Source organism: Gillisella vitis (assembly GCF_001541345.2).
In the GTDB taxonomy this organism is placed as follows: domain Bacteria; phylum Pseudomonadota; class Alphaproteobacteria; order Rhizobiales; family Rhizobiaceae; genus Allorhizobium; species Allorhizobium vitis.
The window spans coordinates 1,040,007-1,061,177 of sequence record NZ_LMVL02000002.1 but is presented as its reverse complement, the minus strand read 5'-3'; the positions used below and the strand labels follow the sequence as shown (position 1 = coordinate 1,061,177).

The 21,171-nt window shown below is 56.4% G+C and carries 25 protein-coding genes; 17 read left to right on the top strand and 8 right to left on the bottom strand.

What is annotated here, in order from left to right:
* Nucleotides 1-232: 232 nt before the first annotated feature.
* The 3 genes from ASB66_RS09805 (at nt 233) to ASB66_RS09795 (ending at nt 2,028) form a co-directional block, all read left to right on the top strand.
* The gene (locus tag ASB66_RS09805; RefSeq protein ID WP_060718971.1) at nt 233-586 is read left to right on the top strand and encodes a YkgJ family cysteine cluster protein; all 354 of its coding nucleotides are present in this window, start codon (nt 233-235) and stop codon (nt 584-586) included.
* Nucleotides 587-860: 274 nt separating this feature from the next.
* A complete protein-coding gene (locus ASB66_RS09800; RefSeq protein ID WP_060718972.1) occupies nt 861-1,463 on the top strand; it encodes a superoxide dismutase in 603 nt (200 codons plus the stop codon).
* 94 nt (nt 1,464-1,557) lie between these two features.
* The gene (locus tag ASB66_RS09795) at nt 1,558-2,028 is read left to right on the top strand and encodes a GNAT family N-acetyltransferase (protein ID WP_060718973.1); all 471 of its coding nucleotides are present in this window, start codon (nt 1,558-1,560) and stop codon (nt 2,026-2,028) included.
* Here ASB66_RS09795 and ASB66_RS09790 read toward each other — a convergent pair.
* Nucleotides 2,015-2,494 carry a winged helix-turn-helix transcriptional regulator gene (locus tag ASB66_RS09790; RefSeq protein ID WP_015915310.1) on the bottom strand — a complete coding sequence of 160 codons (480 nt, stop codon included), beginning with the start codon at nt 2,492-2,494 and terminating at the stop codon, nt 2,015-2,017. The two genes, ASB66_RS09795 and ASB66_RS09790, sit on opposite strands and share 14 nt — an antisense overlap.
* Before the next feature lie 46 nt (nt 2,495-2,540).
* On the opposite strand from ASB66_RS09790, the gene ASB66_RS09785 reads away from it, so the two are divergent.
* Entirely contained in the window at nt 2,541-3,155 is a 615-nt protein-coding gene (locus ASB66_RS09785) for an FMN-dependent NADH-azoreductase (RefSeq protein ID WP_060718974.1), read from the top strand.
* Between the two features lie 71 nt (nt 3,156-3,226).
* Here the strand turns inward: ASB66_RS09785 and ASB66_RS09780 are convergent, their stop codons facing one another.
* Entirely contained in the window at nt 3,227-3,727 is a 501-nt protein-coding gene (locus ASB66_RS09780; protein WP_060718975.1) for a GNAT family N-acetyltransferase, read from the bottom strand.
* 131 nt (nt 3,728-3,858) lie between these two features.
* On the opposite strand from ASB66_RS09780, the gene ASB66_RS09775 reads away from it, so the two are divergent.
* Nucleotides 3,859-4,704 carry a metallophosphoesterase gene (locus tag ASB66_RS09775; RefSeq protein WP_234612556.1) on the top strand — a complete coding sequence of 282 codons (846 nt, stop codon included), beginning with the start codon at nt 3,859-3,861 and terminating at the stop codon, nt 4,702-4,704.
* Between the two features lie 49 nt (nt 4,705-4,753).
* Here ASB66_RS09775 and ASB66_RS26455 read toward each other — a convergent pair whose 3' ends face one another.
* Complete coding sequence (locus tag ASB66_RS26455) at nt 4,754-4,918, bottom strand: hypothetical protein (protein WP_171430910.1); 165 nt, start codon at nt 4,916-4,918, stop codon at nt 4,754-4,756.
* On the opposite strand from ASB66_RS26455, the gene ASB66_RS09770 reads away from it, so the two are divergent.
* Complete coding sequence (locus tag ASB66_RS09770; protein WP_060718977.1) at nt 4,890-5,339, top strand: c-type cytochrome; 450 nt, start codon at nt 4,890-4,892, stop codon at nt 5,337-5,339. The genes ASB66_RS26455 and ASB66_RS09770 overlap by 29 nt on opposite strands.
* A 69-nt stretch (nt 5,340-5,408) precedes the next feature.
* Entirely contained in the window at nt 5,409-6,323 is a 915-nt protein-coding gene (locus ASB66_RS09765) for a c-type cytochrome (protein ID WP_060719234.1), read from the top strand.
* Nucleotides 6,324-6,375: 52 nt separating this feature from the next.
* Here ASB66_RS09765 and ASB66_RS09760 read toward each other — a convergent pair whose 3' ends face one another.
* Nucleotides 6,376-6,636: a hypothetical protein gene (locus tag ASB66_RS09760; protein WP_156545230.1), complete on the bottom strand. Its 261-nt coding sequence runs from the start codon at nt 6,634-6,636 to the stop codon at nt 6,376-6,378.
* A 113-nt stretch (nt 6,637-6,749) separates the two neighbouring features.
* A complete protein-coding gene (locus ASB66_RS09755) occupies nt 6,750-7,238 on the bottom strand; it encodes a GNAT family N-acetyltransferase (RefSeq protein ID WP_060718978.1) in 489 nt (162 codons plus the stop codon).
* A gap of 444 nt (nt 7,239-7,682) precedes the next feature.
* On the opposite strand from ASB66_RS09755, the gene ASB66_RS09750 reads away from it, so the two are divergent.
* Together ASB66_RS09750 and ASB66_RS09745 are read left to right on the top strand one after the other, a co-directional pair.
* On the top strand, nt 7,683-8,831 hold the full coding sequence (locus ASB66_RS09750; protein WP_060718979.1) for a thioester reductase domain-containing protein: 1,149 nt from the start codon (nt 7,683-7,685) through the stop codon (nt 8,829-8,831).
* 49 nt (nt 8,832-8,880) lie between these two features.
* On the top strand, nt 8,881-10,068 hold the full coding sequence (locus ASB66_RS09745) for an MFS transporter (protein ID WP_060718980.1): 1,188 nt from the start codon (nt 8,881-8,883) through the stop codon (nt 10,066-10,068).
* Nucleotides 10,069-10,089: 21 nt separating this feature from the next.
* On the opposite strand, the gene ASB66_RS09740 is transcribed toward ASB66_RS09745, so the two are convergent.
* Together ASB66_RS09740 and ASB66_RS09735 are read right to left on the bottom strand one after the other, a co-directional pair.
* Nucleotides 10,090-11,004, bottom strand: coding sequence for a LysR family transcriptional regulator (locus ASB66_RS09740; protein WP_060718981.1), 915 nt, complete (start codon nt 11,002-11,004; stop codon nt 10,090-10,092).
* Nucleotides 11,005-11,157: 153 nt separating this feature from the next.
* Nucleotides 11,158-11,961, bottom strand: coding sequence for a class I SAM-dependent methyltransferase (locus ASB66_RS09735; RefSeq protein WP_060718982.1), 804 nt, complete (start codon nt 11,959-11,961; stop codon nt 11,158-11,160).
* Nucleotides 11,962-12,150: 189 nt separating this feature from the next.
* Between ASB66_RS09735 and ASB66_RS09730 the strand changes: the two genes are divergently transcribed.
* From ASB66_RS09730 to ASB66_RS09700, 7 genes are all read left to right on the top strand, one after another.
* Nucleotides 12,151-13,290: an ABC transporter substrate-binding protein gene (locus ASB66_RS09730; RefSeq protein WP_060719236.1), complete on the top strand. Its 1,140-nt coding sequence runs from the start codon at nt 12,151-12,153 to the stop codon at nt 13,288-13,290.
* A gap of 62 nt (nt 13,291-13,352) precedes the next feature.
* Nucleotides 13,353-14,504, top strand: a complete 1,152-nt coding sequence (locus ASB66_RS09725) for an ABC transporter substrate-binding protein (RefSeq protein ID WP_060718983.1) — start codon at nt 13,353-13,355, stop codon at nt 14,502-14,504.
* The gene (locus ASB66_RS09720) at nt 14,504-15,583 is read left to right on the top strand and encodes a FecCD family ABC transporter permease (RefSeq protein ID WP_060718984.1); all 1,080 of its coding nucleotides are present in this window, start codon (nt 14,504-14,506) and stop codon (nt 15,581-15,583) included. The genes ASB66_RS09725 and ASB66_RS09720 overlap by 1 nt, the downstream gene beginning before the upstream one ends.
* Entirely contained in the window at nt 15,577-16,332 is a 756-nt protein-coding gene (locus ASB66_RS09715; RefSeq protein ID WP_060718985.1) for an ABC transporter ATP-binding protein, read from the top strand. Before ASB66_RS09720 ends, ASB66_RS09715 begins: the two co-directional genes overlap by 7 nt.
* An 88-nt stretch (nt 16,333-16,420) precedes the next feature.
* On the top strand, nt 16,421-17,476 hold the full coding sequence (locus tag ASB66_RS09710; RefSeq protein WP_060718986.1) for a type I restriction endonuclease: 1,056 nt from the start codon (nt 16,421-16,423) through the stop codon (nt 17,474-17,476).
* A gap of 130 nt (nt 17,477-17,606) precedes the next feature.
* Nucleotides 17,607-17,855 (top strand): hypothetical protein, encoded by a 249-nt coding sequence (locus ASB66_RS09705; RefSeq protein WP_060718987.1) that lies wholly within the window; start codon nt 17,607-17,609, stop codon nt 17,853-17,855.
* Nucleotides 17,852-18,262 carry a hypothetical protein gene (locus ASB66_RS09700; RefSeq protein WP_234612567.1) on the top strand — a complete coding sequence of 137 codons (411 nt, stop codon included), beginning with the start codon at nt 17,852-17,854 and terminating at the stop codon, nt 18,260-18,262. Before ASB66_RS09705 ends, ASB66_RS09700 begins: the two co-directional genes overlap by 4 nt.
* A 40-nt stretch (nt 18,263-18,302) precedes the next feature.
* On the opposite strand, the gene ASB66_RS09695 is transcribed toward ASB66_RS09700, so the two are convergent.
* Nucleotides 18,303-19,508, bottom strand: coding sequence for an ROK family transcriptional regulator (locus ASB66_RS09695; protein ID WP_060718988.1), 1,206 nt, complete (start codon nt 19,506-19,508; stop codon nt 18,303-18,305).
* Between the two features lie 399 nt (nt 19,509-19,907).
* Between ASB66_RS09695 and xylF the strand changes: the two genes are divergently transcribed.
* The gene (gene xylF, locus ASB66_RS09690) at nt 19,908-20,948 is read left to right on the top strand and encodes a D-xylose ABC transporter substrate-binding protein (RefSeq protein ID WP_060718989.1); all 1,041 of its coding nucleotides are present in this window, start codon (nt 19,908-19,910) and stop codon (nt 20,946-20,948) included.
* Nucleotides 20,949-21,171 lie beyond the last annotated feature (223 nt).

The window sequence follows — 21,171 nt, the reverse complement described above, 5'->3', positions numbered from 1 at the left end:
CGCATGGTAACCGCCATTTACTAACCTTTGGTTGTTTTAGCGTGCACGAATCCAACGAATACACACACGGTTTCCGTCTGTTTTTTGTCGCCAAACAATTCCGCTCTGGATGCTTTTGCGCTACAATGCCGTGCCCGATATATGCGCACAAAGGTTCGCTATAGCTCTTTATATCTGCTGCATAATTCCTGAAATCGATTCCGATTTCAGGAATTATGCAGTAAGACGAACCATGCTGGAAACCTCACCGCCCGAAATTTTCGATTGCCAGACCTGCGGCGCCTGTTGCGCCTATCAGGCGGATTGGCCACGCTTTTCGCTGGAAAGCGATGAGCAACTGGCGAAAATCCCTGAGAAATTCGTGGCGGCGGATCTGAGCGGCATGAAGTTCGAGGTCGATGCGGCTGGCAAAGGCCGCTGCGCGGCGCTGACCGGGGAACTGGGCAAACATGTCGGCTGCGGGGTCTACGACGTGCGCCCGCAGGTCTGTCGTGATTGCATGCCCGGCGATCCCGAATGCAAGATTGCCCGCAAAGCGCTGGGCTTGCCCGTCAACGACTTGCCGGAACCGGATATTTATGACTGATGACAGGCTTCGCCTGTTTGCTTTATTGTGTTGCGGTAACCGTTTGAAACTGTCGTCGTTCCGCTTGTAACGCGGGAAGAGTGGGCAGGAATCGCGGCTTGCCGGGAAGGTCCAGACAGGACTGGAACATTATACCATCCAAGGGATTAACCGAGGAAGGAAACTTCCCTAGGGAGCGCGAATTTACCATTTCGCAGGTTGCCTCTTGTGGCCCGCAATCCTATGGTCCGCTCGCTCACGATTTCCATACTCGATGCCAAGAGGAGATTTTATCATGGCTTTCGAACTTCCCGCACTTCCCTACGCTTACGATGCACTCGGCCCATTCATGTCGGCCGAAACGCTGGAATTCCACCACGACAAGCATCATCAGGCCTATGTCACCAACGGCAATAATCTGCTGAAGGATTCGGGTCTTGAAGGGCTTTCGCTTGAGGAAGTCGTCAAGCAGTCCTATGGCAAGAATGCCGGCCTGTTCAACAATGCCGGCCAGCACTACAACCACGTGCATTTCTGGAACTGGATGAAGAAAGACGGCGGCGGCACCAAGCTGCCTGGCAAGCTGGAAGCAGCGATTGCCTCCGATCTCGGCGGCTACGACAAGTTCAAGGCCGATTTCATCGCCGCTGGCACAACGCAGTTCGGCTCCGGCTGGGCTTGGCTCTCCGTCAAGGACGGCAAGCTGGAAATTTCCAAGACCCCGAATGGCGAAAACCCGCTGATCCATGGCGCATCGCCAATCCTCGGCGTCGATGTCTGGGAACATTCCTACTATATCGACTACCGCAACGCCCGCCCGAAATACCTGGAAGCCTTCGTGGATAGCCTAATCAACTGGGATTACGTGGCCGAGCTTTACGAAGCCGCCACCAAGTAATCGGCGATACCAGCCTACCGACGATAATAAGGCCCGGCGGCTTGATGCTCCGGGCCTTTTTCATTGAGCAGACCCTCAAGCCGTGCGGGGAAAAATGATTAAATTCACAGGGATGTCCGACGAGGACTACAGTCACTACCTGAATTATTTCATTGCGGATTACGCTGCCGAAATCGCCCTCAATTATAATGTCACTGAGGGCGAGGCGTTAAAACGCGCAGAACACGAGATCGCTCAAAGCCTGCCGCACGGCCCGAAAACTCCGGATCATGCGTTGCTTAACATTGTTGACAAGCAGCAGCAGACGATCGGCTATCTCTGGTATCGCCTCGACGAAACGGCGAAATCCGTGTTCATCCTCGATTTCTATGTCTTTCCGGCCCATCGCGGCACGGGCCAAGGCAAACAAGCCCTTGCCGCCCTGGAAACCCGGTTGTCGGAGCAAGGATACCGCGAAATCAAGCTGCGGGTCGCTGCCGACAACGACCGCGCCCGGCATATCTATGAATATGGTGGCTTTCGTGTCACCGGCGTCAACATGGCAAAGCAGATCAGGGCTTCCTGACGCCTTGCTTCTTTGCCGCCTTGTCGAAACTGTCGCGGGCCTTGGCAATACACGCGTAATTATCGAAGGCCCAGTGGCCAAGCGCCTCGATCGGCTGGCGCAGCGACTGGCCGAGATCGGTCAGTTCGTAATCCACCCGGGGCGGAATGGTGGGAAATACGGTGCGCTTTACCAACCCATCGCGCTCCAGTCCGCGCAGGGTCAATGTCAACATGCGTTGGGAAATGCTGCCGATCCGCCGCTTCAACTCATTGAAACGCTGTGGGCCATTGGCCAGCATCATCACGATCAACACGCTCCACTTGTCGCCGATGCGCGTCAGCACGCTATTGACTGCCTCGCAGCTGCTGCGCTGGTTGACGGCCGCCATGGATACCTCCGGCGCGGCTGTCGGTTCGGATGTGGTTACATTGATGTGCCCGAGTTCCAAGTCTGTGCCTCCTTGCGCCCGATTGGCAGTTACCATAAGTGTGTCGGTATTGATTTTATACCACAAGGAAAGGTCGATGACCATGAAACTTCTGCATCTCGATTCCAGCGTGCTTGGCCCCTATTCCGTCAGCCGCGATCTGTCCGCATCGATTGTAAAGACCCTCAGCGAAAAGACCGCTGGCCTCGACGTCACCTACCGCGATCTGGCGGCCAACCCGCTTCCGCATCTCTCCGGCCTGACGCTTGCGGCAGCCATGGGCAATTACGATGCCAGCAATGACGAAGCCACCAAGGCCGATCTGGCGCTGGGCGGCGAAGTGCTGGAACAGTTCCTCACGTCAGACGTGGTGGTCATTGGCGTTGGCTTCTACAATTTCGGCATTCCGAGCCAGTTGAAGGCCTGGATTGACCGCATCAGCGTTGCCGGCAAGACCTTCAAATACGGCGCTGCCGGTCCGGAAGGCCTGTGCGGCGGCAAGCGCGTCATCGTTGCCATCTCGCGCGGCGGCATCTACAGCCAGGGCCCTGCGGCTCCGCTTGAACATGCTGAAACCTATCTGAAGGGCGTTTTCACCTTCCTCGGCATCACCGATCTGGAATTCGTTGTCGCCGAAGGCGTCAACATGGGCGAAGAAGCCAAGGCTGCCGCCGTCAAGGGCGCCAAGGATTCGATCGCGACCCTGAAGGCCGCTTGATCCGCTTGACATAAGGTCAAATGAAAGGCGCAGCGGCATCCCCGCTGCGCCTTTGTTTATGATGCCACGCTTTATCCTGACACCTTGGCCCAGCGCTCATGATCGCGCCATTCCCCGCCGATTTTCAGATAGCGCCTGGAAAAACCTTCTTTTTCAAATCCGCAGCGGGCGACCAGCGCAATCGAGCGCAGATTTTCCGGCTGGATATTGGCCTCGATCCGGTTCAGGCCCACCTCCGTGAAGGCATGGGCAATAACCGCGTTCAGCGCCTGCGTCATCAATCCGCGCCCGGCAAAGGCAGCCATGCCGTAATAGCCGAGATAGCAGCTTCTGAAATTGCCCAGCACGATCTGACTCAAGGTAAAGACCCCGACCACAGCGTGACTGCCTGACTCTCGGGCAATCAGGCCGATATTGGCACCGCTGATCGTCTGGCTGAGATAGGCCTCGAAACCGTCGAGATCGGTGAAGGGCGCCGCCCAGGGCGCATGGTAATCGCGGCTGGCCAGATTGGCCGCCACCAGATCCGCCCCGTCGGCACGGCAGATGCGGGAGAGTGTGATCGATGACATAAGAGCACTCCAATGAAAGTGCGCCGATGTATTCTCCCGTCATCCACAGCGCAAGCCCGCCGCCGTCATGCTGCTGTTATGGCCGGGGCATAATTCGACGATAAATGAAACCGACCGCGATGCGTACTCCCATGCCCAAACTTCGTCTCGGGCTGATCGCCGATCCGCAATATGCCGATCTGCCGCCCAACCTGACCGCCAACCGCTATTATGCCCTGAGCCTCGCCAAGATGCAGGCGGCCATCGACATGTTCAACGAACAGGCGCTGGATGCCGTGGTATTGCTAGGCGACCTGATCGATCGGGATTTCCGTAATTTTGCCCCTGCTCTGAAAGTGCTGGAAGGTCTGCGCCATCCGCTGATCGCCCTGCCCGGCAATCACGATTTCGCGGTCTCAGACGCTCAAAAGCCGATGGTGCGCGACGCGCTGGGCATGCCCACCCCTTACTTCGACCGGGTGATCAACGGCATCAGGCTGATTTTCACCGATGGCTGTGAAATCTCCACCTTCTCGGTGGCGCGCGACGATCCTGCCAGGGAAGTGGCGGTGCGCCAGCTCCTCGCGCTGAAGGCACAGGGTGCGGCCAATGCCCAGGACTGGAACGCCGCCATCAGCCAGCCGCAGATCGACTGGCTGGAAAGCCGCCTGACGCTAGCGCATGCCGCAGGGGAAAAGGCCATCGTCTTCGGCCATTATCCGCTCCATCCCTTCACCGACCACGCCCTTTGGAATGCGCAACAGGTGGCAGACGTGATCGCCGCCGCGCCTGCTGCCATCGCCTATATCAACGGGCATGACCACCGTGGCGGCTATGGCCTGATCGGCGACACCCATTTCATCACTCTGAAAGGCATGGTGGATGGCGAGGACGAGACCGCCTTTGCAATTCTGACCCTTGAGACAGATAGGTTTGGGCTTCAAGGCTTTGGCCGCGAGGACGACAGGCTCTTGCCGCTCGGGCGGCACGGCGCTTGAAAATGTCACTGATATGATTGTTATATCAGATATTTAACCATCGCAAACATCACTCTCTTGTGACTTTATTTGCATTTTGATTTACCATCAAAATGCGGTGACCGAAATTGAAGAGAATATCACGTGTGAAAACCGCCGCAGGTTCGGCCATCAACAGGAGAATGACGATGATATCAGGGCTTGGCATGAGGAAGCTTGCAACAATGGCCGCCATAGGCCTCTGTCTTGGCGCCGGCCTCAGCAGCGCGGTCAGCGCCGCTGATGAGCCGCAGGTGGTGCGCGCCGGAATGATGAAGAAAGTCGGCGGCGCCATGGGCCAGCTGGCCGCGATCGCCAAGGGCGAAAAGCCCTATGACGCTGCTGTTGTTAAAGCGTCTTTGACCACGATGGAAGAAGTCGCCAAGGCCTTCCCGGAACAGTTCCCCAAGGGGTCCGAGACCGGCTTCAACACCGAGGCCAGCCCGAAGATCTGGGAAGACCCGGCCACCTTCAAGACCAAGGCCAAGGCGCTTGAAACCGCCGCCGCCACGCAGCTCGCCACCCTGCCCGCCGATCAGGCTGGCGTTGGCGCCGCGCTGAAGAGCATTGGCGGCACCTGTGGCGATTGCCACCAGACGTTCAGGCTGAAGAAATAATTTCATCCCATGAAGAGACCTGTCCGGGCAACCGGGCGGGTTTGATATATAAAGAAATTGGGGATGAGCATGGCTGGAACGGCAAAATTCGGCATCGCGGCGGCACTCGTCTTGGGTGTAGCACTGGTCGGCACCTATGTTTTTGCCGTCGCACCGCACCGCCAGCCCGCTGCCGTCTGGGCCGCGACGACGACACCCGACCTTACCAATGGCAAACGGATGTTTTTTGCTGGCGGCTGTTCCAGCTGCCATGCCGCCCCTGGGGCGACCGGCGATGCGCGCCTGCTGCTCACCGGTGGCGTGGCGCTGAAAACCCAGTTCGGCACGTTTCATGTTCCCAATATTTCGCCGGACCCGAAGGCCGGGATCGGCGAATGGACGCTGGCGGAATTTGGCGATGCCGTCACCCGTGGGATCGGTCCTTCCGGCGAAAACCTTTATCCGGCCTTTCCCTACACATCCTATGCGCGGATGAAGCCGCAGGATGTCGCCGATCTCTATGGCTATCTGAAAACCCTGCCCGTCAGCGGCAATGTCGCGCCGCCGCATGAGCTGGGCTTTCCCTTCAACCAGCGCCTTGCGCTGACCGGCTGGAAACTGCTGTTTCTAAACGATAAACCCCGCGTCACTTTGGCCTCTGCGGATGCGCAGATCCAGCGCGGCCAATATCTGGTCGAAGGCCCCGGCCATTGCGGCGAATGCCACACACCTCGCAACGTGATCGGCGGGCTGAAGGCGGATGAATGGCTGGCCGGTGGACCGAACCCCGAAGGCGAAGGCCGCATCCCCGATATCACCCCCGGCTCCGACAGCATGGGTAAATGGTCAAAAGACGAAATCGCCAGCTATCTGGAAACCGGATTCACCCCCGATTTCGACAGTGTGGGCGGCTCGATGGTCGAGGTGCAGAAAAACCTGGCCGAACTGCCAGCCGAAGACCGCGCAGCGATTGCCGCCTATCTGAAAGCCATTCCAGCGAAGTAAAATGGTTTTTTGACCCGCAGACGCCTGCAGTTTCAAAGTTGGGAACCCGAGGTCAGTGCTGCGAAACCGGGTTTCTCGACCATTCCTGCAATGTCGTCCTGATCAGCACCAGGGCCGCATGGCGGGCCTGGTCGCGCTCGTGCGGATCGACGATACCGGCCAGCCGCGCCTCAAATGCCCCCACGGTTTCGCGCACCCAGCGATGCAAGGCCGGGTCGGAATGCCGATCCAGCAGGCTGCGGATGGCGCTTTCGATCCGCCGGTTTTCCATGGCGAGTGTCTGAACCCTTATCTGGTCTGTTTTCTTGAGCATTGCCGAAGTCATGCGATATCGTCACTTTCACCTTCTTCAAGAAGGTCTAATATAGAAGGCCGGGCTTGCTCCAGGCATGCCGTTTTCGGCCTATGAATGTCGGGTAACGGCTGTCAGGCCAGCGCCTGAATGTAGCGCATGCCGGTTACAGGCCGGGCGGAGAAGTCCATCTGCTCGTAGAAGCGATGGGCGGCGAAATTGCCGGTGGCGGCGGACACCGAGAGGTAATCGCAGCCGGACTGGCGCGCCACGTCACGGGCGCGGGCTATCAGGTGTTGGCCGATGCCATTTCCCCGCTGGCCATCGCGCACGTAGAGATGCAGCAGTTCCATGCCCCGCTTGCCTTCATGAGCCCTGTAAAGCGGCATCAGAATGGCGTAGCCGATCAACTGTTCACCACCATCGGCCACCAGCGCTGTGATCCACGGCATCGGGCCGAACAGGTCGCGCTTCAGTGTTTGCGGAGTCATGTCCGAGGCATCGCCGTGATGGGCGGCCAACGCCGCAATCATCTCATTCAACTCCGGCAGGTCGCCGGGTTGAGCATTGCGAATGCTGACCATCGTTGGTCTTGGCAGGGTAATGTCGCTATCTTCAGTCATGGCTGCTTCCCTCTTGAAATACCGCCGTCAGGGAAGCTCGTTCAAACAACAAGGCCGCCTGACGGCGGCCTGTTGACATAGTGATCTGTCAGGCCGCCGGCTACCGGTAGGCCCAAAAATACGTGCAGGAAATGGTTGTGCGCGTGTTGATCATGTCCGCAATGATCCCTCCTTATAGAGGAAAAGTCAAGCGGTCATTATGGCATGTTCCTCCGACACAACCAGTACACAGCAGCACCGTTTCACCACATGAAGTAGGCCTTCCGATGTATTCCTATAGTAGATTTTTTCATTTTTACAACCATTGATACGCAATCCGTCAATCTACTTGCGTGAAAAATTGGAAGCTGTTTTGCATTGCACGGCTCTTTTGTTGCTCCGCACAATGATGTGACATGCCCTCAACCTTGGAGTTCAGATCTCTCAATATAAAGGGTATTTGATATGAGCGAAAATAAAAACGTTTTTCTTACAGGTGCAACTGGTTTCATAGGCGCATACCTTCTTACCGAAATGCTCAAAAGTTCTCATATCGGGAAAATTTATACATTGTGCCGCAGGTTTGATCCACAAAACGACCGAGACAGAATTCTGTCTTCATTCAAGAAATTCTCCATAGAGACGAATATCGATTGTTTCTATACTGACCAGATTCAAGTTGTAGAGGGCGACATAACGATGCCCCGGTTTGGACTATCTGACACCACTTACGAAATGATATGCCAGGAAGCAGATGTCATCCATCATGTCGCCGCGCGCGTGAATCACATCCAGCCCTATGAATTGCTCAGGAAACCCAACGTAGATAGCATGTCAGATGCTATTCTTATGGCTTCCCATGGAAAGCCAAAAATCGTGAATTTCGTGTCAACATTAGGCTCCGCTGTGACGCGCGATGACAACGGCAATTATCTAGAGGACTTCCCAGACAACACACCTCTAGAATCCGATATGGGATATCTGCTTTCGAAATGGGAAGGAGAAAAATTACAAGCGAAATTCATAGCCGAAGGGGGTAAAACAAACCTGTTTCGCCTCGGCTATATATCCGGACACAGTACGTCTGGCGTTTCTTTGTTTGAAAACAACCAGTTTATGCTTTTCATAAAAAGCTGCATTCAGCTTGGCTATGCGCCAGACCTGGATAGAACAATCAATTTCACGCCCGTTGACTACACAGTAAAAATTATGAATGCCCCAAAGTACACTATTGAGGGTGGACACGTCTTAAATCTATTCAATTTTACAGGTTTGATCGAGTGGAAAAATATCGTTCAGTGGCTAAATGCACGAGGATATGAAATATCGATGATTCCTTTCTATGAATGGCAGAAGTTACTTTTGTCTGATGGCGAAAGGAATCCACTTTATCGTCTGCTACCACTTTACGGCAGCGACAATGCTCACGAAAAAATCCTACGTTTTGGACGAGAGATACACAGATACCGCTACGACAATGTCTGCGCTGCAACGATCGAAAATGATGTCTGGCCCCCCAGACTCAAGTTCGAGTTACTAGATACCTATTTGAACTACTTGCAGAGGCAGGAATTTTTACCCGCACCAACCATGATGGAATCATGTGCGGCATAATGGAACTTCCAATCGGACCAACCCGTTGGTTATTTTAAGGCTTCTCGCCATGCTTGATTCAAACAGGAATCTCTTTTTTCTCGCCACAATCTGTGCCTTCTGCGTCGCAAATATCTACTACAGTCAACCTATGTTAGGGCTTATTGCCCGAGAGTTTGGCGGAGATGGAGGCTCAGTCAGTGTCATCGCCACCATCGTCCAACTCTCTTATGCTAGCGGCCTGGTGTTTTTTGTGCCTCTCGGTGATCGGCTCTCGCGGCGCAACCTGCTTGTTGGCCTTATCACGTTAAACGCAATAGGGTCACTTTGCGCAGCATTTGCAACCAGCCTTTTTGCTTTAGGCGTGTCGAACATCGTGATCGGTATGACCTCTGTTGGTGGGCAGATCATTATTCCCGCCGTTTCTCTCTATGCACGTGAAAACCGGCGTGGCCATGCGATGGGTATTGTCACCAGCGGCTTGCTTGCAGGTGTGCTGATTGCGCGTGCACTGTCGGGCATCATTGGCGAGTATGAAGGCTGGCGCGCAATGTATGTCGTCGCAACAGCGATCAACCTGGCACTCGTACCTTTCGCTATGACGATCATTCCGAAAAATGTCCCTGACGTCAAAGAGCCATATGCTACATTCATGAAATCCCTGTGGCATTTGGCCAAGCAGCCGGAGTTACACCTCCCCGCCCTCAGCGGCGCTTTGATGTTTGGCTCCTTCAGTGCGCTTTGGGGGAGCCTTGCCCTTCTGGCGGGCCAAGCCCCATACCATTTAAACAGCGCGCAGATCGGTGCGTTCGGCTTTGCTGGTATCATAGGAACACTTTCAGCCCCTTTCATCGGCAAATTGGCGGATAAAATTGGTGCACGCCGCGTTGTTTTATCCGGTGCAAGCCTCAATGTGCTGGCGTTCATTTTGATAGCCTTCACCACACATCAACTGTTGTTCCTGATTATCGGAATGATTATTCTTGATCTCGGCGGCAGAGCGGGTCTTGTCGGAAACCAAATCCGCGCACTTTCATTGGACCCGCGCGCGCGTAGCCGCCTCAACACCGTTTTCATGTCGATTTATTTCCTTGGAGGCGCTGTGGGAACCAATTTGGGTGCCAGTGTCGGTGCACAGTATGGCTGGTTCGGGATTGCCGGATTAGGCCTGATCGCATCGTTCAGCGTGATCGGACTGAACTTCGCCAGCCGGCCTAAGAGTGCACTCAGCCCAGCGCATGGACAGGATCAGAAATGATCCTGCTGTTTTAAAAGCATATCACTTTGTGCAACGCCCAGCTTCAGAAAAACTGCGCAAGTGGTCAAGGAGCGCATCATGAAAAATTTGGAGTCTGGCCGAAGGTTTGGAAGACGCCCGCAACAGATGGATAGGCTCGTCACCCCGTTTGCTATCGTCGAAAAGTTTCACCAGCCTTCCAGCCGTGATATCCGGCAACGCTACCCAATCCGGTAAATAGGCCAGACCGAGACCACCAAGCGCTGCCTGCCGCAACCCGTCAAAATCATTGCAACGAAAGCCATTGGACATGGCCGAATACCCTTGCGGATCAAGCGCTCCACGCCAACAAATTCCAGCAGGATCATGCAACTTGTCAACAATCGCATGTCCAGCAAGCTCGTTCCAACTCGCTGGTTTTCCATATCGATCAAGATAGGCGGGGCTTGCGCAAACAAGCCAACGCTGAACGCCAATGGTTTTCGCATAGAGCCCGCTGTCGTTCAAAGGACCGATACGCAAAACGGCATCAAGCCGTTCAATGGACGGATTGGCAATGCGCTCGGTCAAATCCAGCTCAACCGTCATGCGGGGAAAATTCTCACGCAGTTTTGGCAACCAAGGCAAAATATGCAGCTTGCCAAATGTGGGCAGGCAACTGATACGAAGCGGCCCATCGAGATTGTCCTTGATGGATTTGATCTCAACGCGCATGGCGTTCAGCTCGTTCAGGATAACCTCTGCGCGCGCCACGAGCACTTCGCCAACATCCGTCAGCATCAGCGCCCGTGTGGACCGCACGAAGAGTGCGGCTCCAAAATAGTCCTCAAGCATGTCAATCTTGCGGGCAATAGAAGAAGGCTTCATGCCTTGACGTCTTGCCACCGCCGAAAATGAACCCGCCCGCACGACATCAACAAAGGTGGAAAGATGGTGTGTGTAATTAACAGTGTCCATTTCTCCAACCTGAACGCTAAGGGTTGCACTATTGGACGTGATGATACCCTCATGCCGCTGCAAACGACGGAATGATGCAGACGACAACACGATCTCAACTAAATGTTATTCAACACAACAAAGATAATGACAAGGGTGCATAGATCCAACTGATCACCGCACCGCGCAGATCGCATACCTGTGCTGAGTTGCCCGTTCCAGACCCTTCAAAAATCCGAAATTGGCGCGTTGTGCCCGGTTGATGGCGCGCAGGTCCGTATCAACCGTTACGGAGGAAAAACCTGCCTGTTTCAGCAGGGCCACCACGGCGTCAGCCCTGGCGCCTTGGGAAAAATACACCCGTGAGAGAATGCTCCTGTGGGTTTCCACCAGCGACGATGCCGGGCCATGATGGGCAAGCGATTTGCCAATGCCAAGGCGTGACGCCAGCTTGGCCAGCAGGCCAGTGAGTTTGGCAAGCGGGCTGGGATTGACGAAATCACCATCGACGATCAGCAATTTGCCGCCGGGTTTCAGCACGCGGTGCCATTCCCTGAAGGCTGCGAGCGGATCGACCAGCGTCCACACCAGATGGCGATTGGTGATAGCGTCGTAACTTGCATCCGCCTCCATGGTGTTTTCGGCATCGCCGATCAGGAAGCGGATATCGCGGCCACGCGATTTGGCCTTGGCGCGGGCGCGTTCCAGCATCGGTTCAGCCCAGTCCATGCCGGTCACTGAAAACCCGAGATCATCCAGCAGATGCGAGACGACGCCGGTGCCCGAGGCGAGGTCCAGCACCTTGCGCCCTTCACCCTCACCCAGATGCTTCACAATCAGCGCATGCCAGGCAACGCGCTCCTCGTCTGAGAAGATCTCATGGCCCGGCTGGCTGTCGAAGGTTTCGGCACGGGCCGACCAATAGGCCTTGATCTCGTCTTTCAGGTTGTAATTCTGTTGCATTGCCGTCTGCGTCATACCCGCAAAACCCCTCAAAATCTCTGGAATTCTTCTAAAAGATATTTCTTGACTGTTAAAGTCATAAAAACATAAATCCACGACGAAACACTGCGCAGGTCGAGAAAGCGGGGACCGGTGGGGACGCCATCCCGCAATCGGACTTGTGCATGAGACTTGCGCAACAGCATATTATATTTGGAGGCAAACGTGTTCAACGTTCATGGGGTGGCTTGCGCCGCAGCACTTTCGCTGACGCTTTTTTCAAGCGTCGCAAACGCCGGAGATCTGGTGAAGATCAAGGATATCACCGGTCGTGAGGTCGAGGTCAGCGTGCCGGTGGAGCGGGTGATCCTCGGCGAAGGCCGCCAGATCTATTTCACCGCCGCCCTCGACACAGAAACACCGTTCAAGCGCATCGTTGGCTGGCGCGACGATTTTCAGAAGGCCGATCTGGACGGATACAACGCCTATCTGGAAAAATTCCCTGAGATGGCAAAAATCCCGACCTTTGGCGGCATGAAGGACGGCACGTTCGATATCGAACAGGCCGTGACGCTGAAGCCCGACGTGATCATCATGAATATTGATGCCAAATCGGCAACGGAAGAAAGCGGCTATATCGAAAAGCTTGCGAAGGTTGGCATTCCGCTCGTTTATGTCGACTTCCGCGAAAAGGCGATGGAAAACACCGATCCGTCGATGCGGCTGATCGGCAAGCTCTACGGCAAGGAAAAGCGCGCCGAAGAATTCGTTGAGTTCCACGATACGCAGATCAAGCGCGTCACCGAGACGCTGGCCAAGGCCAAGAATCTGAAAAAGCCTGTCGTGTTCATGGAACGGGCCGGCGGCTATAGCGACGATTGCTGCATGTCGTTCGGCAATGAGAATTTCGGCAAGATGGTCGAGCTGGCCGGTGGCGTCAACATGGCCGGAACCATCATTCCCGGCACGTTCGGCACCGTCAATCCGGAGCAGATCATCGCCTCCAACCCAGATCAGGTGATCGTGACAGGCGCCAATTGGGAACTGTATGTTCCAGGCGGCAAATGGGTTGGCGTCGGTCCCGGTGCCGACAAGGCATTGGCGACCAAGAAGCTGGCCGCCCTGATGCAGCGCCCCGCCTTTACCGATATCAAGGCGGTGAAGGATGGCAATGTCCACGCCATCTGGCACCAGTTCTACAACAATCCCTATCAGTTCGTCGCTGTGCAGCAGATCGCCAAATGGCTGCATCCAGAGCTGTTTGGAGATCTGGACCCGGAAGCGACTTTCAAGGAATTACATGAGCGTTTCCTGCCAGTTCCTTATCGCTCGGGCTACTTCGTCTCACTGAATACGGGGCTGTAATACTTTCAAAGGCTTCCGGCGGCTGGAACGTGCCGCCGGAATTTATATCAAGAGGCTTGTTGATGACTTTCAGGATGATCATGCGGGCGCTCGTCGCCCTTTTGCCGTTTATGACCGCACCTGCGCTAGCCGCCGAGATCACTGATGTCGCTGGCCGCACGGTGACGCTGGAGCTGCCCGCCAAGCGGGTTCTGGTCGGCGAAGCCCGGCAGATCCACACCATCGCAGCGCTGGCCGGGAACAAGACCTTCGATACCATTGTCGGCTGGCGCGATGACATGGTGAAAAAGGACCCCGACAGCTACGCCGCCTATGTCGAGCGCTTCCCGGAGATCGCCAAGCTGCCGCAATTCGGCTATCTGCCGCAAGGCGGTTTCAGCCTCGAAGCGGCTATTGCCCTGCATCCCGATGTGATGACGCTTAATCTGGAAGTGTTGCAGGCAGCGCGGGAAAGCGGGCTGGAAGAAAAGGCGGCAGCGGCGGGCATTCAGGTCGTCTATGTCGATTTCCGTCTCGACCCCGATAAGAATACCGAGAAATCCATTGAAATTCTCGGCCAGATTTTTGGCGCAGAGGACAAGGCCAAGGAGCTGATCGCCTATCGCCGTCAGCAGATCGCAGTTGTCACCGACCGGCTGGCCGCAGTGAAAGACCTGAAACGGCCCAACGTATTCATGGAACGCGCGCCGGGCAATGATGCGGAAGGCGGCTGCTGCCGCACGTTCGGCCCGGCCAATTTCGGCCAGATGATCGATATCGCCGGTGGGCATAATATTGCCTCCGACATCATCTCCACCACCTTTGGCGAAATCGGCATCGAACAGCTGATCGCCTCCGATCCGGCACAGATCATCGTCACCGGCTCCAACTGGCTGGCCGAATCCAAGACCAACCGTTTCGTGCATGTCGGGCGGGGCGCCGATCCCGAGAAGGCCCGCGCCAAGCTGCAAACCTTGATCGAGCGCACCGGCTTCGACGGGCTTGCCGCCGTGCGCAATCGCCAGGTTCATGCCGCATGGCATCAGTTCTACGGCGTGCCTTATGAATTTGTTCCTATCCAGCAATTTGCCAAATGGTTCCACCCGGAGCTGTTTGCCGATCTCGACCCCGACAGGACATTCCGGGAGTTTCACCAGAAATTCCTGCCGGTCGCCTATAAGCCGGGCTATTTCGTCTCAATGAACCCGTCGGATGACGAAAAAGGATCAAACTGATGACTGTTGCCATTGAGAGCGCCGCTGAGGTGCAGGATGAAGGAAAGGGGCGCAGCCAATACCGCGCGCTGACCGCCCGGCGCGTCACCATTCTCCTGTGCCTGCTGGCGGCTCTGGCCACAAGCGTTGCCGTTGATATGGCGCTTGGCCCGGCCCGCTACACGCTATCCCAGGTGCTTTCGGCCATTTTCACCCCTGATAGCGTCTCCAACCAGATCCGGGTGGTGATCTGGGATATCCGCATGCCGATTGCGCTGATGGCGGTCACTGTCGGTGCCTGTCTGTCGCTGGCGGGTGCGCAGATGCAGACCATTCTCGCCAATCCGCTGGCAAGCCCGTTTACCCTCGGTATTTCAGCCGCCGCCGGTTTCGGCGCGGCGCTGGCGCTGGTGGGTGGCGTCGCGGTGTTTCCCGCCGCCATCGAATTTATGGTGCCGATCAATGCCTTCCTGATGGCGATGCTCGCCTCGCTGTTCATCTACGGCGTATCGACCATGCGCGGCGTGACGGTGGAAACCATCGTGCTGCTGGGCATTGCGCTGGTTTTCACCTTCAACGCGCTGTTGTCGCTGCTCGAATATCTGGCCTCGGAACAGGCGCTGGCCGCCGTGGTGTTCTGGACCATGGGCAGCCTGACCAAGGCGACGTGGATGAAGGTTGGCGTAACGCTGGCCGTGCTGGTTATCTCGGTTCCGCTGTTTGCGCGCCGCGCCTGGGCGCTGACAGCGCTGCGGTTGGGCGATGACAAGGCTGCGAGCCTTGGTGTCAATGTCAGGGCGCTCAGGCTGGAAACCATGATGCTGGTCAGCCTACTGGCCGCCATTCCAGTGTCCTTTGTCGGCACCATCGGCTTTGTCGGTCTGGTCGGGCCGCATATCGCCCGCATGTTGGTTGGTGAAGACCAGCGGTTCTTCCTGCCCGGCTCGGTCATCTGCGGGGCCTTGCTGCTGTCCGTCACCTCAGTCGTGTCGAAAATGCTGATCCCCGGTGCCATTCTCCCCATCGGGGTGATCACCGCACTGGTCGGCGTTCCCTTCTTCTTCTCGCTGATTTTCACCAACAGGAGGCGCGCATGGTAAGCCTGAAACTTCAGGATGTCGGCGCCCGCTATGGCCGCGCCCAGGTCTTCCAGGATATCAGCACGGATTGGCTGACCGGCGGCGAAATGACCGCGCTGATCGGCCCGAATGCAGCGGGAAAATCCACCCTGTTCAAGCGCATTGCCGGGCTGATTTCCGGCCCCGGCGTGGTTGCCGTAGAAGACGTGCGCGAGGGCCACCGCCCGATCTGTTACATGCCACAGGATACCGGCGCCAATGCGGTGCTGACCGTCTACGAAAGCGTGCTGCTGGCCGCCAAGCAAGGCGGCGGCTGGCGGGTGGCCGATGGCGAACTCAACGATATCGACCGGATTCTGGCCGCTCTGCGCATCTCCGATCTCGCCTTCCGCGACCTCGGCGCGCTGTCGGGCGGCCAGCGGCAATTGGTGGCAATTGCCCAGGCGCTGGTGCGCAAACCCGAAGTGCTGCTGATGGACGAGCCGACCTCGGCGCTCGACCTGTTCCGGCAGATCGAAGTTCTGGAATTCATGCGCAAGATCGCCACCCGCGAAGGCATTGCCGTGCTGATCGCGCTGCACGACCTAAACCACGCCCTGCGCTATTGCAGCCGCACCCTTGTCATAGGCGGCGGCAAGCTGATCGCCTCCGGCCCCACCGAAGACGTCATCACCCCCACCCTCTTGCGCGACGTCTACCGCGTCGATGCCCGCATCGAAGCATGCAGCCAGGGGCGCTTGCAGGTGATTGTCGATGGGGCGTTGGTGTGAGATGTTTATGTAGACACATGACTGACTTGAGCTATTGACGACGAACGCGCTATGCGCGAACTATGCGACCATAGTTTGCGGGGGCATCATGAGCACAATCGAAGAAAGTTTGAGAGCGATTTCCGAAAGAGTGAAATCGCATTCCAGCAGTATGGCAACCGAAGAAGCCGTGAAGACAGCCGTCGTTCTGCCGTTTTTACGAGCCCTTGGCTATGATGTCTTCGACCCCGGCGAAGTTGTCCCCGAATTCACCGCCGACGCCGTTGGGAAAAAAGGCGAGAAGGTCGATTACGCGATCAATATCGACAATGAAATCCGCATACTGATCGAGTGCAAACCGATCTCGACATTGCTGGAGAAGAAACATCTCGATCAATTATATCGCTACTTCAGCGTTACGAACGCCAAGTTCGCAATTTTGACCAATGGGCGGACGTTTAATTTTTATACAGACCTCGACGCCCCGAACAAATTGGACACTCGACCGTTCCTTGTCTTCGATATCGCCGATTTCAATTCCAGCATTATCGCGGAACTGAAAAAATTCGAGAAAGCCTCTTTCGATGTAACAGCCATTCTCGCAACGGCAGAGAGGCTGAAATATACGTCGGGCATCAAGCAGGTCATCGCAAAGCTCATTGAAGATCCAAGCGAGGACTTCGTTCGGATCGTATCGAGTGGTATCTACGAAGGCCGGATAACGTCCCAGGTCCGGGAGATGCTAACTGGGGTCGTCCGGTCCGCCTTCCGCGAAGTCATTATGGATACGGTCAAGAACAGGTTGTCGAGCGCCCTTGCGGAAACCGAGCAGGTTATCGAGACCATCGATCAACCCGTTGAAGAGGCCCAGGACGTCATCACCACAGACGAAGAACGGGAGGGCTACATGATCGTGAAGGCGATTGCCCGGGAGGTTATCGGCCCCTCAAGAGTGGTTATGCGCGATCAAAAGACCTATTGCGGCATCTTGATCGACAACAACAATCGAAAACCTTTGGCACGCCTTTGGTTCAATCGGTCTGTCAAGTATATAGGCCTTTTTGACGGAGAGCAGGAAGAACGGGTCATCATCAATTCGCTGGATGAGATTTACGAATATAGTGAGCGCCTGCGTGTAACGGCGAAGCGTTACTGCGAAGCGTGAGTCTAACTATTCGGCGCCTGCTCAATAGAGAGACGGTCAAGCATTTGGTGAGGTGCGCGGAGCCAAGCCGCATCCGTTGACAAATTTGCGAAAATTACGTATTTTACGCAATTACTTCAGGAGTTCAACGATGGCCCATCAAGTTCCAGCCAGTGCATTTTCGCGGCAATTCGGCAAGATCCGCGAGGACGTCTACGAAGCCGGCGTGATCGAGGTCACCTCGCACGACCGCGTGGTCGGTGCCTATATCAGCCCGAAGGAGTTGGAGCACTTCAACAGATTGAAAAGTCAGGAAGTCCGAGTTCTGCATGCGAGCGAAATCGATGATGATCTCTTGAGCGACATCGAGAGCGCTGAATATGGCGTAATTTCCAAGTGAATCTGCCGGACCCTGTTCCGGGTCTTGTGATCCGTTTTGGCTACACTTGGCATAAAGACCGCTTCAGAAAGGATAGGCCCTGCGCGATCGTGCTGACGTCACAGGAGTCAGGCACGGTCACGGTGGTTCCAATCACCCATTCCTATCCAGAAGTCGGAGAAGAAGACCAATCCATTCTTATCCCAGAGGACATCTGCAAGGCTATCGGATTGGATCAGGAGGCTAATTACGTCCGCGTATCTGAAATCAACCAGTTCGTATGGCCCTCGGATCGGCTGGCCCCCTTACCGCACGATCAAACCCGTTGCGACTATGGCATGGTTCCAGAGAGCTTCTTTCTTGAGATTCGCAAGAAACTCGCTGCAATGGTCAGAGCAAAGCGAATGAACGCCCTCAAAGTCGATTGATCCATGATGGTTCGCATGACTGAACCGCAAAACGGCTGCATCATCCTCCACCCCCAAACAACCGCTCATCAATCGCCCTCAGTGCATGATCCACATGCCCCTCCTGCACCAGATCGGCCTCGTCACCAACGAGAGTAATCGGCGGCGCGCCATCGAGGCGCACTTGCAGGGATTGGACAAGCCCCTCCTCCATGCCCTGCGCCAGCAGGTCATAGTAGCGGGTGCCGGGGCCGGTGATGATGACGGGGAGCGTTTCGTGGAGGCTGAACACCCGTGACAGGCCCTGGCCAAGCGCCAGCCCCGCCTGGCGGAAGGCGTATTGGGCCATGCGATTGCCCTGGCGGGCCGAGAGCGCGATCTTGTCCATTTCGGTGATTGGCACAAATTTGGCTGGAATGGTATCGGGCCGCACTTCAAACGCCATGCGCAGGATGCCATAGAATCCGGCGGAAGCCTCGATACAGCCCCGCGCCCCGCAGCGGCACAATTTGCTGTCCGCGGTATTGAGCATATGGCCGAAATTCGGGGCGCTGACCGCCACCGTGCCATCCGGCACCGGCCTTGCAATGCCAAGGCCGATGCTGTGGCCGAGCGACAGCGCGATCAGGCCGCGAAACGTGCCATCCTGGGCATCCATGCGGCGGCTGAGACCGTGGGCCACCAGCAATGTCTCGTTGCTGAGCAGAGCCATCGCCCCATCAAAATCACCAAGGCCCGCCTTGAGGTCGAGCGGTTGCTGACCGAACACCGGTGTCCAGAGCAGTCTTGCGCCGCCTGCATCGACGATACCCTTGGAACTGACGGAGAGAACGGCGACCTTTTCCGGCGGCAATTTCGAGCGGACGGCCAGACGGGCAAGGTTGCGGCCAAGTCCGTCGATAAAGCCCGCCGCCGACACATCGAGCGGGCGTGGCTCCTCGAAACGGTCCATCAACGTGCCGCGATAATCCGACAGCGTGTAATTCAGCCGGTCGGAGGAAATCCTGACCGACATCACATAGGCGAAATCCCGGCGGCGCGATAGCAGTACCCGTGGCCTGCCCCGTGCGCCAGCGATCTGCTGTTCATGCCGCTCGATCACACCGGCCTGTTCCAGCTCACTGGTAATGGCGGTCACCGTTGCCGAGGCAAGACCGGTCACGGCGGCGATCTGGGTATGGGACATGGCCTGCTCCACCCGCAAAGCGGCGAGAGCCAGGGCTGAATTCTGGCGGCGGATCTGTTCGGTGCTGGATTTCATCAGCATCGATGCGCCGACCTGTTCCTATCTTCTGTTATCTCTGCCTGAACCACATGCCCCTCCCAAAGCATCTGTTTCACTGCAACGCCCCTGTTCTTCTGGGTCATCCTGAACCAGCAAGTGCTGATTTCTCTATGACCCATTTGTCATTTTGGGAAAAGCGCTCTTCCTTTCGCCCTGGGCAAACTCACAGGTGTTGCAGGTCCCGCGCCATGCACCCGTTTATGGTCCCCACAGGCATATTGACAGGGTGAATTTCTTCTGCCAGTTATTTTCTCGACTGTCGAGAAAAACAATCAGCTGGCTTCAAACAGCCTGGTGATTGGGGAACAGAGGCAGTTTTCTGGCAGCGTGGCGGCGGACGAGGAGGTCTGCCCGCGCTGCCTTCACCTGGGGAGGTTTACAATGAAATCCGTTTTGAAACTGATGGCAGTGGCTGCCGTCATGACGTCTGCCTATGGTCCCGTTCATGCCAAGGATCTGGTGGTTGGCGTGTCCTGGTCCAACTTCCAGGAAGAGCGCTGGAAGACCGATGAGGCCGCCATCAAGGAAGCGCTGAAAGCGCATGGTGCTAAGTATATTTCCGCCGACGCCCAGACATCCGCCGCCAAGCAGCTGACCGATATCGAAAGCCTGATTTCTCAAGGCGCCAATGCGCTGATCGTACTGGCGCAGGATTCGAGCGCCATCGGCCCGGCCATCGAAAAGGCTGCGGCGGAAGGCATTCCCGTAATCGGCTACGATCGCCTGATTGAGAACCCGAACACCTATTACATCACCTTCGACAACAAGGAAGTCGGTCGCTTGCAGGCTAAGGAAGTGATGAAGGTCAAGCCAACAGGCAATTACGTGTTCATCAAGGGCGGCTCCACCGACCCGAACGCCGATTTTGTATTTTCCGGCCAGATGGAAGTGCTGAAAGACGCCATGGCCAGCGGCAAGATCAAGAATGTCGGCGAAGCCTATACCGATGGCTGGAAGCCGGAAATTGCCCAGAAGAACATGGAGCAGTTTTTGACCGCCAACAACAACAAGGTCGATGCGGTCGTCTCGTCCAATGACGGCATGGCGGGCGGCGTTGTCGCCGCGCTGGAAGCACAGGGGCTTGCCGGTTCCGTGCCGGTTTCCGGTCAGGATGGCGACAAGGCAGCGCTGAACCGCGTGGCGCTTGGCACCCAGACGGTCTCGGTGTGGAAAGACAGCCGCATGCTGGGCAAGAAGGCCGGTGATGTGGCCGTGGCATTGGCTGGCGGCAAGAAGATGAGCGAAATCCCCGGCACCGCCAAGTTCAAGGGCGGCACCAAGGGTGTGGAAATGGAATCGCAATTCCTGATGCCGCAAGCCATCACCAAGGACAATCTCAACGTCGTTCTCGATGCCAAGTGGATCACCAAGAGCGAGTTGTGCCAGGGCGTGAAAGCCGGGGCCGTGGCGGTCTGCAAGTAAGGGCTGTTGGGGGGTCGCGCATTGGAAACATGCGCTGCGGTGTGTGGCTTACCCCCCTCTGCCCTGCCGGGCATCTCCCCCTCATGGGGGGAGATTGGATAGAGTTAAATGCTCCTTTTCCATCACCCGTCGCTGAACCCGAAACACTGAAATGAACTGCTAGGGATAACCCGCGAGTCGATCTCCCCCCCTTGAGGGGGAGATGTCCGGCAGGACAGAGGGG